Origin of the sequence: Sphingomonas sp. 1185 (assembly GCF_040544655.1) — a bacterium.
Lineage (GTDB): Bacteria > Pseudomonadota > Alphaproteobacteria > Sphingomonadales > Sphingomonadaceae > Sphingomonas.
On sequence record NZ_JBEPKL010000020.1, the window covers coordinates 7,737 to 27,109 of the forward strand.

The 19,373-nt window shown below is 61.6% G+C and carries 2 protein-coding genes; both read right to left on the minus strand.

From position 1 onward, the window contains the following. Positions 1-14: 14 nt before the first annotated feature. Positions 15-1,196, minus strand: a complete 1,182-nt coding sequence (locus ABIC44_RS13465) for an invasion associated locus B family protein (RefSeq protein ID WP_354296006.1) — start codon at positions 1,194-1,196, stop codon at positions 15-17. Further along, complete coding sequence (locus ABIC44_RS13470; RefSeq protein ID WP_354296007.1) at positions 1,183-19,278, minus strand: YDG domain-containing protein; 18,096 nt, start codon at positions 19,276-19,278, stop codon at positions 1,183-1,185. Before ABIC44_RS13470 ends, ABIC44_RS13465 begins: the two co-directional genes overlap by 14 nt. Positions 19,279-19,373 lie beyond the last annotated feature (95 nt).

Genomic DNA, 19,373 nt, shown 5'->3' on the forward strand with positions numbered 1-19,373 from the left:
GGAGTTTCTCGCCTTTAACGAGGGGTGGTCGACGTGGCGGCTGGCTGAGCCGGACGCGCCTTCGCCCAGGCTTGGTTGCGTACGGTCATCACCTGCATCGCCTGAGAGAAGCCGTTGAGCGACAGCGGCAGGACAACCGGCTTGCCCGAACGATCGGCGACCGCAATCAGCCCCTTGGTCGCCTTGAAAAAAGGCTCGATTTCGACGCGGGTCATCACCCGGTCGATGAAGCACCCATCCGCCTCGCAACGGGTGATGCGAAAGCCCGGTATGTCGGTCTTCTCGTCCAGCCGGATCAGCGGCGCGGTCTGGACCAACACGCCCAACGGCACCTGAAACTGGACACCATAGCGGTCGCCCTGCCCGGCATAAGCGAACGAGAAGCGCAGCTGCTGGGTGTCACCGTCCTTCCGCTGCACGCCTTGCACCACTTCACACGGGGGCAATTCCGCGCGCTCAACGCATAGAACCGACCAATCTCCATAGCGCTCAGGTTGGCTGGCGGGCGCTGACTGCGCGGGTACCGCCGCTTGCGGGGGCGTCGCGGTGGACGCTGCCGACGCCAGAGCAGTGGCGGCCAATAGCGGAATCATCGTGTCTTTCCTTCCTTTGTTGAGGGCTGCCTGACCACCGGCCAGGATCGCGGAGTTACGGCCGAGCATGTCGGCGAAAGCGGCAGCAAAGCCTTGGCGAGCAATCGGAATGTCCTGCGAGCCCGCTATGCTGTCGCGAAAACGAAAATGGATGCCTGATGCACGAACCATCTCCCGCCCCAGGCTGAGCGGCAGTACCGCTCCGACAAGGCAGCGCACCGCGTCGCAGTCGATCACCGGTAGTTCCAGTGGCGTGGTCGCGCCGAGTTGGAGCAAGGCCCCCTGCCCTCTTACCAGGCTGGGCGGCAGGGCCAATTGGATGGCACAACGCTCTTGTCCATCACTACAGCTCAGCGAGACCTGCAGGATCGGTCGCCCGGCGCGGGCGCTATCTTCGACGCGCTGCGCCACCTGGCAATAGTCGACCCGGCCCGCAGCGCTCGGACATTGCACCGACCATGCGCCATGAATGGCGGCGGGCGCCGCCGGAGGGGATGGGCTGGCATCGGCGGCGGCCGGGATCGCGGCGGAGGCGATCAGAGCCGCCGCCATCACCTTTTCCCAACCGGCACCGGACATCGCCCGGTGCTTAGTTGCCGACATAATAGACCGCGTTCCCCAGATTCGTCTGCGGCACCACCTGGCGATAGACTGCCTTGGCGTCCTGATCGCCGAAGCGCGCGGTGACATAGGTTGTATCGGCCTTGGACGTCATGACCGTATCGGTCAGCATGCTGCCCGCGCCGCCCGCGATCGTAGCGTCGGCCGGCTCACCCCGAAGAAGAGCTGCGACGCCAGTCGCACCGGTAGAAACCGGAGTCCCCGCCATCGCCTTGAAGGCCGGGGCGCCAGGCAGAAGGCCGCCCACGGTTGCGGGGCCACCCGTGAACAGGTTGCCAGCCCCAATGGACGCTGCCCCCAATCCACCGCCAGAAGCGGAACTGATCGCCGCCGCGCGTGCAGCGAGGTTATCCGCCGCAACCCTTGCCTGATCGATCGAACCGCCCGCCGTGCAGGAGCCGGAAATCTTTCCGGCCCCGGACGTGCACGACACCGTGCCGCCGAAATGATTTCCGCTATTGGTCAACGTGATATCGCCGACCGCATTCAACACGGCATTACCCGTGACCGTGACATACTGATCCTGCAGGATGCGGCCCGTGCCGCTCTTGCCCGCCGTCACCGACAGGTTGCGTCCAACGCTGGTTGGCCCACGCAGGACAGCGTCGCCCCCCGCTATGATTGTCAAATCACGTAAAGCCTTGGTCCCGCCGACACGCACCGCCTGATCACCGACGAGCGTCACATCGCGTCCCGAAATCGACAACGTTTTAAGATCGGCCGCGCCCTGGTGAATTACCACGTCGCCCGTCATCGCGATCGAACCACCCGTCTGAGTGAACGCGTCGAGGACCTTCACATTGCCCGCCCCGGTCAGCGCTCCACCACGCTGGATCAGCGTATCGATGCTCAAATTCTGGGCGACGACCAGATTGCCCTTGAGCAGGGTCAGCGCGGTATCCGTGCTGCTGGGAACGGCGTCCGCATCCGGGGTGGTAAGCAGCCGGTCAATCGACACGCGCCCGACCCCGTCGAAGTTTATCGCCGTGCTGGCCGGAAGGACAACGTCAGCGACGTTAGCCCCATCAGGGATGGCTCTCCCCGCCCAGTTGGCCGGATCGAACCAGCTCTTACCGTCACCCTTCCCGGTCCAGAGGACGCTTGCCAGACGGGTGATATCGGCAGTCAGCCCAGTCGGCTGGACGATGGTGTAATTCCCAGCATCGGCGCCTCCTAGCGTATAGCCCGAGGCAATTACGATCTTACCCGTGCCGACATTGCGATCTTCGAACCGGGCGACTGCACCAGTGGTGACCAGGGCAACGGTATCAGGCGCAAGCGCCGTGACGAACCCGCCCGAGGTCGAGGCCGCAACATTGCCGTCATAGACCTTGTTTGCGACCGTGACGCCCTTCACGCTCAACTGCGCCGGGGTGATCGTGGCGGTCAGCCCGATCGGCTGAACGACGCTGTAATTCCCCGCATCGGCCCCACCAAGCGTATAGCCCGAGACCGTCACGGTCTTACCCACGCCTGCCATCCGGTTGGCAAAAGCCCCCCTCACGCCCTCCGTGTCGAGAGTCACGCTATCGCCTGCAAAGGCGGTCACGCCGCCCCCCGAAATAGCCGCCAGAGTGGTCGCATCATAAACCTTGTCGGCGGCGCGGGCACCGGTGACGAAGAGCTGCGCCGGCGTGATATCGGCGGTCAGCCCGGTTGGCTGGACTAGCGCATAATTACCGGCATCCGCACCGATCAGGGTCAGACCACTGACACTGACGGCCTTGCCGTTACCGACATTCTTGGTCGCAAACCGTGCCTGGGCGTTCTTCGCATCGAGTTGGACCGCATCTTGGGCCAAAGGCCGCACCTCGCCCCCTGCAAAGGTCGCACCGGTACCCGCGTCATAGCTTCGGTTCTGAATCATCATTCCATCCACCACCAGCGTTGCGCGCGTTATCGTCGCCGTCAGCCCAGTAGGCTGGATCAGAGTATAATTGCGGGCATCCGCGCCCGAGATGGCATAGCCCGACGCGGTCACCATCTTGGCGGTGCCGACATTCTTGTCGGCGAAACGCCCGCTGGCTCCTGCCGCCGACAGCGTGACCACATCGCCGCTCAAGGCGCTTACCGTGCCGCCCCGGAGGGTGGCGACCGTCGTCGCATCATAGGTCTTGTCGAGCGCCATCGCGCCCGACACCGCGAGATTAGCCGGGGTGATGTCCGCCGTCGCGGTCAGAGCGTTCGAGACAAGTCGATAATTGCCCGCATCCATCCCTGTCAGCGCGCCCATGGCGTCAAGCATCACACGCTTGGCGTTGCCGACATTCTTGTCCGCAAAGACCCCGTTCGCCCCGCGCAGGTCCAACCCGACCGTATCGCCCGCCATCACCCCCGCAAGCGACAGCCCGCTGACATCGACCTGTGCAGCGACGGTTGCGTCATAGACCTTGTTTCGAGCGGTGAAGCTGCCCGCCAGCGTCAGGGAAGCGGGTGTGATCGACGCGCTTAATCCAGTTGGCTGCACGAGCAGGTAATTGCCCGCGTCCGCCCCCGAAATGACGTAGCCCGACGCCGTCACGGCTTTTCCGACCCCGGCATTCTTGTCGGCGAAGCGCCCGGAAGCTCCGCTCTTCGACAGGGTTACCGCATCTGCACCCAAAGCCGATACCGTGCCACCCGATAAGGTCGCATCGACGGTCGCATCATAGACCTTGCTCAGCGCACTTACGCCCTGCACCGTCAGGCTGGCCCGCGTAATATCCGCACTAAGCCCGGTCGGCTGGATCAGGGTATAGTTGCCAGCGTCCGTGCCAGAGATGGCATAGCCCGATGCCATCACCGCCTTGGCGGTGCCAGCGTTCCGGTCCACAAAGCGACCGACCGCTCCCGCCGTCGACAGCGTCACCACGTCACTACCCAATGGCCGCACCACGCCGCCTGCCAGCGTGGCGACGGTTGTCGCATCATACACCTTGCCGATCGCGGTCACACCAGTCACCGCCAGGTTGGCCCGGCTGATATCGGCCATCGTCGTCGGCATGGCCGAGACGATAACGTAATTGCTAGCGTCCAGACCGATCAGCGAGCCCGCCGTACTGAGCGTGACGATCTTGGCCGTGCCGACATTCTTGTCGGCAAAAGACCCCGTCGCGCCGTTCAGGTTCAATCCGACCGTATCACCGGAGAGGACACCCGCGATCGACAGACCGCCGACATCAACCTGCGCCAGGGTCGTCGTGTCATAAACCTTGTTTCGCGCTGTAAAACTACCTGCGAGCGTAAGGGACGCAGGGGTGATCGACGCGCGCAATCCGGTTGGCTGGACCAATATGTAATTACCAGCATCGGCGCCCGATAGGGCATAGCCGGACGCCGTCACCACCTTGCCAGAACCAACATTCTTGTCCGCGAAGCGTCCGGTTGCACTGCCCGTCAGGAGGGTCACGACATCGCCGGGCAATGCGCTCACCACGCCGCCGATCAGCGCCGCATCGGCACCGGCGTCATAGACCTTGCTCTGTGCCGTCACGCCCCTCGCGACCAGCGTCGCCCGACTGATGTCCGCCGTCAGCCCGGTCGGCTGCGCCAGGAGGTAATTGCCAGCATCGGTGCCCGACAGGGCATAGCCCGAAACAAGCACGGTCTTGCCCGTACCGACATTCTTGTCCCTAAAGTTACCGCTGGCCCCAATCGTCACCAACGTCACGGCGTCGCCAACGAATGCCGTCACCGCCCCACCGCTAAGGCTCGCCAGGGTGTTGGCATCATACGTCTTGTTTGCCGCACGCACACCCACGACCGACAGGGTCGCCGGAGTGATGTTCGCCATCAATCCGGTCGGCTGGACCAGCAGATAATTGCCAGCATCCGCGCCCGAAATCGAAAAGCCCGATACGCTCACCCGTTTGCCGGACCCGACATTCTTATCGTCGAAGTGTCCCACTGCGCCCAAGGTCGACAAGATCACGACGTCCTGGCCCAACGGCGTCACTGCGCCGCCGGACAGTGCCGCCGTCGTAGTCGCATCATAGACCTTGTTCTGGGCGGCAACGCCCGTCACGGCCAGGGCGGCCTGGGTGATATCCGCTGTCAGACCCGTCGGCTGAACCAGAGCGTAGTTGCCTGCATCCGTGCCGGAGATCGCATATCCCGACGCCGTCACCGCCTTGGCCGTCCCGACATTCTTATCCGCGAATGCACCCGAGGCACCGTTCGTGGATAATAGGACGACGTCATGGCCCAGTGCGGTTACCATGCCGCCCGACAGTGCCGCCGTCGTCGTTGAATCGTAGACCTTGTTCTGGGTGGTCACGCCCGTCACGGCCAGGACGGCTTGGGTGATATTCGCCGTCAGCCCCGTCGGCTGGACCAGCGTATAGTTGCCCGCATCGGTTCCTGAAATGGTGTAGCCGGATGCGGTCACCGCCTTGCCGGTTCCGACATTCTTGCTCGCAAAGCTGCCGGTCGAGCTAGTCGTGACTAACGACACGACATCGCCGCTCAGCGCCGCGACCGCGCCGCCGGACAACGTGGCCGATGTACCGGCATCATAGACTTTGTTCGCAACGGTAACGCCTGTGACCAGCAGGCTGGCCTGCGTGATGTTCGCGGTCAGTGCAGTCGGCTGAACCAGCGTGTAATTGCCTGCGTCCGTCCCCGAAATGGCATAACCCGATGCCGTTACGGTCTTGCCCGTCCCGACATTCTTGTCCGCAAAGGCTCCTACCGCGCCGGCCTTCGACAGCGTGACCACGTCGCTACCGAACGCGGTCACCCCTCCCCCGGACAGGGCCGCAGCCGTAGTGGCGTCATAGATCTTGTTCGCAACCGTCACACCCACGACGAAAAGGTTCGCGCGCGTGATATCCGCCGTCAGTCCGGTCGGCTGAGCAAGCGTATAGTTCCCCGCGTCCGTACCCGAGATGGTGTAACCGGAGGCGAGCACGGACTTGCCCGTGCCGACATTCTTATCCGCGAACGCACCAACGGCGCCAGTGGTGACCAGCGTCACCGCGTCGCTGCCGAGCGGCCGCACCGATCCGCCCGTCAGGCTGGCAATCGTCGAAGCATCATAAACCTTGCCGAGCGCACTTACGCCGGCGACGTTCAACGTGGCAGGCGTGATGCTGGCCGTCGTCGTAGGGGCCGAAGCCGCAAAGCTGTAATTGCCCGCATCCGCACCGGTCAGCGAGCCCGCCGTGCTGAGGGTCACGAGCTTGCCCGTCCCGACATTCTTGTCGGCGAAGCGGCCGCTTGCCCCTGCCAGGTTCAGCCCGACATCGTCTCCCGCAACGACGTTGGACAGGCCCAAACCACTGGTGTCGATCGATGCCGTGGTCGTCGCATCATAGACCTTGTCCCGCGCAGTGAAACTGCCCGATATGCCCAGCATACGCGCGGTAATGTCGGCCGTCACGCCGGTCGGCTGGATGAGCGCATAATTGCCTGCATCCGTCCCCGAAATGGTGTAGCCGGAGGCCGTCACCGTTTTGCCGGTCCCGACATTCTTGCTTGCGAAACGTCCTACCGCGCCGCTCGTCGACAGCGTGACCACATCGCTGCCCAGGGCGGTTACCGATCCACCCGACAGGACCGCCGCGGTCGTGGCATCGTAGACCTTGCCTGCCGCTGTTACACCGGTGACAGACAAGTTGGCACGCGTAACATCCGCTGTCAGTCCAACCGGCTGAACAAGTGCGTAATTGCCCGCATCGGTCCCCGAGATGGTGTAGCCCGAGGCCGTCACCGCCTTGCCAGTCCCAACATTCTTGTCCGCGAACTCGCCGGACGCCCCCGTTTTTACCAGCGTCACGACATCGCTGCCCAATGCGGTCACCCGGCCGCCCGAGAGACCCGCGGTCCTGGTCGCGTCATAAACCTTACTGGCTGCGGTCACGCCCGAGATCGCCAGACTGGCCTGGGTGATATCCGCCGTCAGCCCACTCGGCTGAACCAGCGTGTAATTGCCCGCATCGCTCCCCGAGATGATATAGCCCGAGGCCGTCACCGCCTTGCCGGTCCCGACATTCTTGTTCGCAAAGGCCCCGCTCGCCCCGGTCGTGACCAAGGTCACCACGTCGCTGGCCAAGGGGTTCACCGATCCACCCGTCAGGTAAGCGATCGTCGAGGCGTCATAGACCTTGCCGGATACGCTCACGCCGGCAACGATCAGCGAGGCTGGCGTGATGGTAGCCGTCGTCGTCGGAGCCGAAGCCGTGAAACTGTAATTGCCAGCGTCGGCCCCCGTCAGCGCGCCCGCCGTGCTGAGCGTCACGGTCTTGGCAACGCCGACATTCTTGTTCGAAAAACTACCGGTCGCCCCGCTCAGGTTCAAATGGACATCGTCACCGGCCACCGCATTGGACAGCCCCAAGCCACTGACGTCGATTATCGCCGCAGTGCCCGCATCATAAACCTTGTTCTGTGCCGTGAAGCTTCCCGACACACCCAAGGCACGGGACGTGATCGTGCCAGTCAGGCCACTAGGCTGAAGCAGCGTATAATTGCCAGCATCGGTGCCCGACAGGCCATAGCCCGAAGCCGTCACCGTCTTGCCGGCGCCGACATTCTTATCCGCGAACAGGCCTCGACCGTCCGTTAGAACGACCGTATCACCCGACACCAAGCCAGACAGTGAGCCTGCGCTCAGCGTCGCAGCCGCCGTGCCATCATACACCTTGCTCGTCACCGTAACGCCGGTCACGGCCAACGCCTTGGCGGTGATGATCGCGGAAACGCCGCTTGTCGCAGACAGTGTATAGTTGGAGGCAAGCCCACCATTGCTGCCATTGGCCAGCCTATAGGCGACGGCCGTCGTGTAGCTGCCGACATTCTTGCTCGACAGCGCCACCCCGGTGCCGGTCATGTCCAGCGTCTCGCTGCCGATCAGCCCCGACACGGTGCCGACATTGACCCCACCGGCACTTGTCGTCCCGTCATAGATCTTGGCGGAGATGCTGGTGCCGCTGATCGACAGCGCTTTGGCCGTGATCGCCGCCGACACACCACTTGTCGACGTCAGCGTGTAGTTCGACGCCAAGCCGCCATTGCTGCCATCCGCCAGGGCATAGGCGACGGTCGTCGTGTAGCTGCCGACATTCTTGCCCGTCAGCGCTGCCGCCGTGCCCGACACGCCCAGCGTTTCGCTGCCCACCAGACCCGACAGGCCACCAAGGGTCAGCGTACCTGCCGCCGCTGTCCCGTCATAAGCCTTGGACGCGATGCTCGGCGCGCCGATCGTCAGCGATTTGGCTACGATGGCCCCCGATACGCCAGTGGTCGATGCCAGCGCGTAGTTGGAGGCAAGCCCACCGTTGCTGCCATCCGCCAGCGTATAGGAAACCATCGTCGTGTAGTTGCCGACATTCTTGCCCGTCAGCGCCGCCGCCGTGCCCGACACGCCCAGCGTCTCGCTGCCCACCAAACCCGACAAGCTGCCAATGGTCAGCGTACCTGCGGCCGTTGTCCCGTCATAAGCCTTGAATGCGATGCTCGGAGCACCGATCGTCAGCGACTTGGCCGTGATCGTGCCGGTCAGCCCGCTCGGTTGCGTCAACGTGTAGTTGCCGGCGTCCGTACCCGAAATCGTATAGCCCGACACGGTGACAGCCTTGCCCGAACCGGCATTCTTGTCAGCGAAGTTGCTCGTGACCCCGGTCGTCACCAACGTCACGACATCACTGCCCAGTGGACTCACCGCCCCGCCGGTCAAAGTCGCCGTCGTGGCGGCATCATAGACCTTGTCCACGACCGAAACCCCGGTGACCATAAGGCTGGCCGGCGTGATGTTCGCGGTCGTGGTCGGCGCCGACGCGGTGAAGGTGTAGTTTCCGGCATCCGCGCCCGTCAGCGATCCTGCCGTACTCAGCGTAACGACCTTGCCATTACCGACATTCTTATTCGCGAAGCTGCCGGTGGCACCGGTCAGGCTCAGCTGCACATCATCCCCGGCCACGGCGTTGGAGAGGCTGAGACCACTGGTATTGATCGACGCCGTCGTCGTTGCGTCATAGACCTTGTTCTGTGCGGTAAAGCTACCTGAAAGGTTCAAGGTCCGCGCGGTGATATCGGCCGTCAGGCCGGTGGGCTGGACCAGCGCATAGTTGCCCGCATCCGTGCCCGAGATCGCATAGCCTGACGCCGTTACCGCCTTGCCCGTTCCCACATTCTTGTTGGCGAAGGTCCCGACCGCATTTGCCGTCGACAGCGTAACCGCATCGCCACCGAATACCGTGATCGTTCCACCGCTCAGATCTGCGGCAGTCGTGCCATCGTAAATCTTGTTCGCGGCACTGACACCTGTGATGACGAGCGAAGCGGGTGTGATCGTGGCCGTTGCGGTCGGCGCGCCTGATGCCAACACATAATTGCCTATATCCGCGCCGGTCAGGACACCCGTGGCACTCAGACTTACCGTCTTGTTGGCGCCGACATTCTTGTTGGCGAAGCTGCCCGTTGCGTTGCTCGTCTTCAGGGAAACCGAGTCACTGCCCAGGACGCCGGACACCGTCAGACTGTTCGTCGTCACCGCGGCCACTGCCGTCGCATCATAGCTACGGTCGCTGGCCGTGAAGCTGCCGCCCAAGGTCAGCGAAGCAGGCGTGATCGTCGCCGTTGCGGTCGGCGCGCCTGATGCCAATACATAATTGCCTGCATCCGCACCGGTCAGCACGCCCGACGCGCTCAAGGTTACCGTCTTGTTGGTGCCGACATTCTTGTTCGCGAAATTGCCCGTTGCGTTGCTCGTCTTCAGGGAAACCGCGTCACTGCCCAGGACGCCGGACACCGTCAGACTGTTCGTCGTCACCGCGGCCACTGTCGTCGCATCATAGCTACGGTCGCTGGCCGTGAAGCTACCTCCTACGGTCAACGAAGCCGGGGTGATCGTCGCCGTTGCGGTCGGCGTCCCTGCCGCCAACACATAATTGCCTGCATCCGCGCCGGTCAGCACGCCCGACGCGCTCAGCGTTACCGTCTTGTTGGCACCGACATTCTTGTTAGCGAAATGACCCGTGGCGCCGCTCGCCTTAAACGACACGGTATCACCGGCGACGACACCCGTCATCGACAGGCCATTCGTCGCGATGGAGGCCAAAGTCGTGGTATCATAAACGCGGTCACTGGCGGCAAAGCTGCCCGACAACGTCAATGCGGCTGGCGTGATCTCGGCGGAAAGTCCCCCGGTCGAGCCGAGCGAATAGTTGGAGGCCAGCCCACCATTGCTGCCATTGGCCAGCGTATAGGCGACGGCCGTCGTGTAGCTGCCGACATTCTTGCTCGACAGCGCACCAGCCGTGCCGGTCACGCCCAGCGTCTCGCTGCCGATCAGCCCCGACACGGTGCCGACATTGACCCCACCGGCACTTGTCAGCCCATCATAGGTCTTGGCGGAGATGCTGGTGCCGCTGATCGACAGCGCCTTGGCCGTGATCGCCGCCGACACACCATTTGTCGACGTCAGCGTGTAATTGGATGCCAAGCCACCATTACTGCCATCCGCCAGGGCATAGGCGACGGTCGTCATGTAGTTGCCGACATTCTTGCCCGTCAGCGCCGCCGCCGTGCCCGACACGCCCAGCGTCTCGCTGCCGACGAGGCCCGACAGGCTGCCAATGGTCAAGGTGCCAGCGGATGTTGTCCCATCATAGGCCCTGGACGCGATGTTCGGCGCGCCGATCGTCAGCGATTTGGCAATGACGGCTGCTGATACGCCAGTGATCGATGCCAGCGTGTAGTTGGATGCCAAGCCGCCATTGCTGCCGTCCGCCAGCGTATAGGCGACGGTCGTCGTGTAGCTGCCGACATTCTTGCCCGTCAGTGCCGCCGCCGTGCCCGACACCCCTAGCGTCTCGCTACCAACGAGGCCTGACAGGCTGCCAATGGTCAGCGTACCTGCCGCCGTTGTCCCGTCATAGGCCTTGGATGCAATGCTCGGCGCGCCGATCGACAAGGCCTTGGCCGTGATCGTACCGGTCAGCCCACTCGGCTGCGCCAACGTATAGTTGCCGGCGTCCGTACCCGAAATCGTATAGCCGGACACGATGACGGCCTTGCCCGACCCGGCATTCTTGTCATTGAAAACTCCCGTACCGCCGCTCAGATTAACGGTATCGCCCGACACTAATCCGGAAAGAGTGGCACCTGTCAGTGTCGCGGTCGTCCCTCCGTCATAGACTTTGCTGGTGACGCCGACACCCGTCACCGACAGGGCCTTGGCGTTGATAATGCTGGCGGTGTTCGCGACCGAACTCGACGTCAGCGCATAGCCATAAACACGTTTGCCATTCGAAGTGGCGCTGGCGATGCTAAGGCCGCTGGCCGTCACCGTCTTGCCTGTGCCCGCGGTTTTCAAGTCATAGCTCGCACTGGTCGCCGCCAGCGTAACCGTGTCTCCCGTCAGCATGCCCGTGGCGGCCAGGCCGTTGACGGTCGCCGTCGTCGTGCCGTCATAGGTCTTGCTGCTCGCGCCCAGCGTCGCACCGAGCGTCGGGGCCAGCGTATAGAAAAGCCCGCTGCCTGAGCCCAGGACCGCACTCGAGCCGTAGCTCGCGGCATATTGCTTGAAATCGAAAACCAGCCCACCGACCGTGTCGTTGGCGGGATTGATTGACCAGACCTGCCAATTGCCGTTGGCCGCCGCAAGGGCGGACGAACCGGAATTATTGGTGAATTTCTGCCCTGCCAGAACGATGGCGTTGCCCGTACCGCTTGCCGTCAGGCTTGCGCCACTTGCCAGCACGATCCCGCTGCCGCTGGTCGTCCCAGAATTGACGGCACTGATCGTCCCGCCCGTGATCGAGGTCAGGGTGATGTCGCCGCTCAGCAGGTTCGTCTTGCCCGTTCCGGCGCGCAACTGCGCCACCACCGCCCCGGCCCCCGCATTGATCGCAATGCCCGACGCCATGGTGATCGCAGCCGCGCCCGAATCCCGCTGCGCATCGACCACGCCATTGGCCAGCATATCGTTGCCGATCAGCGTCACCGCGCCGCCCTGGGTCGTGATATTAGCGTTGATCAGCACCGAACGGCCGGCCTGAAGCGTCAGGCCTCCGACGTTGGACGGCGATCCGGAAACTGTGATCGCGCTGTTCACCGTGATGTCGTTCGACGCCTGCAGCGTGATCGCCGTACCCGCCGCGAGTTGCGACGCGATATCGGCCGCTTTCAGCGTGACAAGGTTCGCCGGCTCGAAACCATAGCTTTGCGTCATCGCATTATGGGACGTCGCGCTGAACAGATACACCGCGCCACTTTGCGGCAGGAGGTTGGAAGCACCTGCATCCGTTATGCTCCCTACCGCCAGCAGGTCGCCAGCCGCGTTGAGCGAGATCCCCGAACCGAAATGATCCATTGGGTCGAGCGCAGCGACATCGACATTCTTGCCACCGCTATAGCCCTTGCCCAACACACTCTGCTGCGCGACGCTGCCATAATTGGTGTCGGTAAAGTCGAAGATATAGGCGGCACCATAGTCGTTACTGGCCGATGAACGAGCGGCACCATCGTCACCTGAGGCACCTATGGCCAGCCGATTGCCAAGTGCGTTAAGCGACACAGCGGAGCCAAAATTATCGCCTGCGCTCAGGCTGACATTAACCTTCCCGCTTCCAGTATACCCGGCACCGATAGTCGCCAGGTTGCTACCAGCCGTATAATTACCCGAGCCATCCATCGACAGACCGAACAGATAGACGGCGCCAGTTGCCGATCCGCTCCCCGAAGAACCCTGATCATTTACCGCACCGACCGCAAGCCGATCGCCGATCGCGTTCAGAGAAACGGCACTTCCGAAATTGCTGCTGGCTGGCAACCCAACACTCAGCGACTTGCTCTTACCCAACGCGACGGGGGACGTGCCAGCGACGGCGAGATTGAACAGATAAACGGCCCCTGTGCCGCTTTGATCACCCGGAGCACCAACGGCCAGGCGCGTGCCAGCCGCGTTCAAGGACACGGAGCTGCCGAAGAGATCGGATGCCTGCAACCCACTGACATTGACGCTGGCGGAGCCATCGGCACTGCCATACCCCTTGCCCAGCTTGCCCGACTGGGCTCCGCCGCTGAAGTTCGTATCGGTGAAGCCGAACAGATAGACCGAACCGCTATTGCGCGTATCGTCATTCACTCCGCCATCGCTCGTCGCACCAACGGCCAGCGTCGTGGCATCCGCGCTCAGGGCAACCGACGCGCCAAAGCCGCGAACCTTGCCCAGCGATCCGACGTTAACGTTCTTGCCGCCGCTATATCCGCTCCCCAGAACCGCCTGCAAAGCGCCGCCGGTAAAATTGGTGTCGGTGAAGCTGAATAGATAGACGGCACCCACAGCCGTCGCACTGGACGCCGCATTCCCATCGTAAAGGGCTCCCACGGCCAGGCGATCGCCCCGTGCATTCAACGCAACCGATGCACCGAACCGATCTGCATAATCCAAGCGGGTGACATCGACATTCTTGCCGCCGGTATAGCCCTTACCGGCAGTGCCCATCAGCTTGCCGCCGGCAAAGCTGGTATCGGCAAAGCTGAACAGATACGCCGCGCCGCTATTTGCGGTGGTGTTACCATATCCGGCGTCCCGGCTTGCGCCCACGACAAGACGCGCGCCGTTCGCAGCAAGGGCAACGGAACGACCAAAACCGTCATTCGTTTCCAAAGCGCCAACGTCGATATTCTTGCCGCCGGTATAGCCTTTACCGGCAACGCCCAAGAGGGAGCCGCCGTTAAGATTGCTATCCGAAAAGCCGATCAGATAGACCGCGCCGCCACCCGTTGTAGTCGCGTTACTACTGGGGCCGGCGTGGTCCCATGCGCCAACAGCAAGGCGATCACCCATGATATTCAGCGATACCGATATGCCGAAACCATCGCGTGATTGAAGCGAACTGATATTTACATTCTTGCTTCCGCTGCTGCTATCATAGCCCTTTCCTATGATGACCGACTGCTGCCCCCCGCTAAACGGGGCATCGGACCGCGTATTGTCAAAGCTGAATATATAAACAGCGCCGGAATCCCCCGCGCTATTACCGTAGCCATCATCCCCGAAAGTTCCGACTGCCAGCTTATCGCCGGCCGCGTTCAAAGATACGGAAACACCGAAATAATCATCGACCTCCAGCGTGCTGACGTCGCGATATTTGGCCGTCCCGCTCGTCGGCGCATATCCCTTGCCAATCACCGATTCCAGGGTCGCACCGCTAAATGTCAAATCGGCAAAGCTGAACAGGTAAACGGCACCGGCACCTCTCACATTCTTCGAAGCACCCGAATCCAGATGGGCTCCTACTGCGAGTAACTTTCCTGTGCTGTCAAAGGATACGGAATGGCCAAATGCGTCCCCCGCACTCAGTCGAGAGACATCATAATTCTTGCCGCCCGTAAAACCTTTACCCAACACCGCATGCTGTACGCCGCCCGAGAAGTTGCCATCGGAAAAGGCGAATAAATAGACGGCCCCTGTATAGGCGCCCGTTGCGCGGTTTACGCCGTAATCGCCGACCGCCCCCACGGCCAGGCGGTCGCCAGCCCCGTTGAGCGCAACCGATTGCCCGAACAGATCACCAGCGACCAACGTCCCGACATTGACATTCTTGCCGCCGAAATACCCCTTGCCGACGATACCGGCGAGTGTCCCGCCGTTAAAATTGCCGTCATTGAAGGTAAAGAGGTACACGGCTCCGGCCTTGGCCGCCGTCCCGTCAAAGCCCGCGTCCCCAGGCGCACCGATCGCCATCCGTGTGGCGTCCCCGTTCAGCGCAACGGACGTGCCGAACGCATCCCCGGCCGACAGCCGCGAGACATCGACGTTACGCCCACCATCGCCGATATAGCCCTTGCCTATCGTACCAAGGAGCGTACCGCCGGTGAAGGACGTATCGCTGAAACCAAACAGATACGCTGCGCCGCTGTAGAGAGAATTGTTACCAGCGCCACTATCTAGCCATGCGCCAACCACCAAACGGTCGGCGTACTTATTTAGCGAAACGCCAGAGCCAAATTGATCATTCGAATCTAGAATGCCCAAATTGACATCTTTAGCGCCAGTATAACCTTTGCCGATAATCCCTCTCTTGACGACACCTGAAACGTTGCCGTTTGTGGAGATAAGGTTAAAAAGGTATGCTGCCCCTGAGTTTTTATCACCAGGCGCGCCAACTGCAAGTGCATAGCCATATGCATTCAACGCTACTGCACTGCCAAATCTATCGCCCGCGCTCAGCGCGTCGAGATTGAGATCGCTAGATCCGCTATAGCCCTTCCCAATAGTAGCAACCATCGCCGGATTTTTATAAGGATCGGAACTGTTAGAGTTGTCAAAACTCATCAAATACACGGAACCGGTACCGGATGCCGTATTATTAGCCCCGACGGCCAGCAGTTTGCCATCGCCGCTTAATGATACGGCAGAACCAAAGTGATCCTTATCATTTAGTGAATTTATATTGTAGTCTTTGCTGCCTGACTTTCCACGCCCAACAGCAGCAATCAGCGCACCATTAGAGAAATTATTATCACTGAAATTGAGCAGGTAGACTGAGCCGTACTGACCCGACCTACTGCTTCCTCCGTCTTGTTGCGCACCGACAGCAAGCAAATTGCCCGCACCATTTAGCGAAACCGAAGTCCCGAACCTGTCACCGGGCACCAACGCGTCCACGTTGACATCATAACCCTTGCCGACCGTCGCCCTTAGCTGAGCGCCAGAGAAGTTGGTGTCATTGAAAGCGAAGAGGTAGACGGCGCCACTATCTACAGTGGCATTCTGATACCCATCATCGAGCCAAGCCCCAACGGCAAGGCGATCTCCCGCCGCATTGAGCGCAACGGCTGACCCGAATAGGTCACCCCCCTGCAGCGCGCTGACGTTGAAATTCTTCCCACCGGTATACCCTTGACCAATAATCCCCTGAAGGGCCCCTCCAGAGAAATCACCGCCGATGAACGAGAAGAGATAAACGGCTCCATTGTTTGAATCGTTACGATTCACGGTAAAATCGCCCGACGCGCCCACGGCCAGACGATCACCATTGGCGTTCAGGCTAACCGAAGAGCCAAAATGATAATCAACTCCAATGGTCGATACATCAACATTCCGGCTGCCGGTATAGCCGCTACCCATCGTCCCCACGAGCACACCGCCGGTGAAGTTCGTGTCAGCAAAGGAAAACAGGCGCACCGCGCCGCTACCGCTAAGCCTGTTACCGGCACCGCCGTCACCGCTCGCGCCGACGGCTAATCGATTCCCCAGCGCATTCAGCGATACCGAAACGCCAAATAGATCACCGCCGTCAAGCGCACCGACGTCAACATTCTTGGCACCGCTGGCAGAGGTATAACCCTTACCCAGAACGGCTTGTTGCTGGCCGCCAGCGAAATTGGTATTGGAGGAAAATCCGAATAGATACACGGCACCGGCATTAGTCCCGCCACCATTGGCGTAACCACCGTCACCAGTAGCGCCGACCGCCAACCGATCCCCGGCTGCATTCAAAGATACCGATGACCCAAAGACATCCCGGGATTCAAGTCCTGATAGATTGATGTCGTTAGCGCCCGAATATCCTTTACCCAATATCGCACGCTGGGTTACACCCGAAAATGCCGAACCGCTGTCAAAGCTAAAAAGATAAACGGCACCGACGCTATCAACATTTCCAGAAGCGCCCTTATCACCAAGGGCGCCAACGGCAAGCTTATCCCCGGCGGCGTTCAGAGCCACGCCCTTGCCAAAATAGGTAGCGACGGCAAGCCTGCTTACATTGTAGTTTTTACTACCAGTGCTGCTGTCATAGTCCTTGCCTATCGTGGCTTCAAGTTTGCCACCGCTAAAGTTATAGTCTGTGAAACTAAACAGCCGTACGGCGCCAGCGGAACCGGTGTCACCTTTGAAGCCACTATCGCCATGGCTGCCGACTGCCAGCTTATCTCCAGTTGCGTTCAAAGACACCGAACCGCCAAACCAAGTGGTACTAACGGCTATGTTCTTTGCGCCAGTGTTGCTATCATAGCCTTTCCCGATGATCGCTTGGAGCGATCCACCGCTGAACATCGTATCGGTAAAGCTGAACAGATACACTGCACCGCTATTGGATGCATTTTTGCTATAGCCGCTATCTAGGACGGCGCCGACAGCCAGTCGATCTCCCGCCGCATTCAGCGCAACGGAATAGCCAAACCAATCTCCTGATCTAATATTTGTGACATCGATGTTTTTCCCACCGAAGTAGTTTTTTCCGATTATCGAAGCGAGCGAACCACCGCCAAAATTTCCATCCGTAAATGTAAAAAGATAGACGGCGCCGCTATCTTGGACACCACCGGTTTCTCCATCTGCTCCAATCGCACCAACGGCTAGACGATCACCCGTCGCGTTCAACGCTACGCCATAGCCGAACTGTTCGTTAGCCGTTAAAGTCACCGCATTAACATTGGCGCTGGCATAGGCCTTGCCGATGATACCCTGATAGGCCCAGGACTGAACCGATTTCAGGTCGCCGATGATGATGTTCTTCGGATCAAGCAGCAGGTGGCCGCCGCCGACCAAAACATGCCCGAGATCGGCGCGGCGAAGGTCTTTGCCTGAGGAGATTTCGACCGCACCGCCGCTGCCCTTCGCGCCGCTGCCGCGTGCGTCGACACTGCCCAGGAAGGTGGTCCGCGCATCCGACCAAATGACGGCCGCGCCACCCTGCCCCTTGGACGACGCGATGTCGACCAGCGTGCCGTCATTGACGAAGGCATGGCCTGCGGTTGCGAGCGTCGGCAGATCGCCCCAGCGGTCAAGGAAGCTATTATAATAGGACTGGGTCTTATCCGGCGTCTTCCCACCTTGAAACGGCCCGCCCAGGCGAACCAGGCCACCGCCGCCCCGCCCGGTCGCCGCGACCGTGGCGCTCAATAGGCGCAGGTCCATTGCGGTCATGTCGATCCGGCCACCCAGACCGTAAACGCCATCAGCGAAATAGCGGCCTGAGCTCATTGCCATACCACTGATCAGCGAGCGGATCGTGCCGCCATCGATCAGGCCGGAAACGTTGGTGCGTCCGCCATTATTCTCGAACAACCGCCCGGCTTGATAGGTCACGGTACCGCCTGAACCGAGCAAACTGCTCGCCAGCGTCGTGCTGCCCAGTGACAACAATCCGTCGGACTTGACGGCAACTGTGCCGCCGGTCTGCTTGATCCCGGTCGAGGACGCGTCGATCAACCCACCCAAGCCGACGCTGCCGCCGGTAATGGTCACGCTGCCGCCGGAGGCGCCTGCCACCGAGATTACCGATCCCGTCTCGGTCCCAATCCCGCCTGGGCCGGACAGGGTGATGACCCCGCCCTGCGAAGAGACGGAATCCGCGCGCACGATCCCCGCCACGTTGACCGAGGCATTGACCACCTCGCGTGCCGCCGTCGCGGTCAGCAGGATCTTGCCGCCCTGCGCCGCGATGGTGCCGTTATTCTCGACCAGCGCCTTGATCGGCTTGCCCTTGGCATCCTTCAGCGTGCTGGTGATCGCGTCCGACGTGGCGAAGCGGACCAGTCCGTCGCCGTACAGGTCGATGCCGAACCCCTTGCCCGCCGCCAGCGACACCCGGCCCATATCGGCCGTGATGAGCCCGGAGTTGCGGACATGCGGCGCGACGAACGCCGCCATGCCGGCATCGCGGATGGTGATCCGCCCCTCGACCACGATCTCCGCCTGGTTGTTGCCGCCGTCGTTGAAGCGCAGCAGCGAGTCGCCGCGCATGAATCCTTGCGCGTCGATGTCATGCGTCGAGACGATCAGCCCGGCGGTGTCGACCTTGGAGCCCTTGCCGAACAGCACGCCGTTGCGGTTGATAAGCACCACCTGACCATTGGCCTGGATCGATCCCAAAATGGACGATGGGTCGCCGCCCGTCACCCGGTTGACGGTGATCGACCTGGCGTCTGGCTGCTGAAACACCGCCATGTCGCCTTCGCGGAGCGAGAAGCGATCCCAGTTGACGATGGCGCGGTCGCTGGTCTGGGTGATCGTCGTCTGCGACGTGCCCTGCCCGCTGATCGTCGCCTGACCGGCGACGACCCGACCGCCCGAAACTTGTGCGAAGGCCGGTGCGGCGTGCAGCAACGCCCCCGCCGCGACCGTCATCGCAATCCCGCTCGTGCCCCCGTACCAGCGCTTGCCCCTGTTCATCATCCCACTACATCCTGAAAATCGATTGGCCCACACGGCCCGCGGCCGGA

Excerpts from the sequence above, each read along its gene's own strand:
- ABIC44_RS13470 (WP_354296007.1), bottom strand. The coding sequence starts at position 19,278 with ATGACGGTCGCGGCGGGGGCGTTGCTGCACGCCGCACCGGCCTTCGCA.
- ABIC44_RS13465 (WP_354296006.1), bottom strand. The coding sequence starts at position 1,196 with ATGTCGGCAACTAAGCACCGGGCGATGTCCGGTGCCGGTTGGGAAAAG.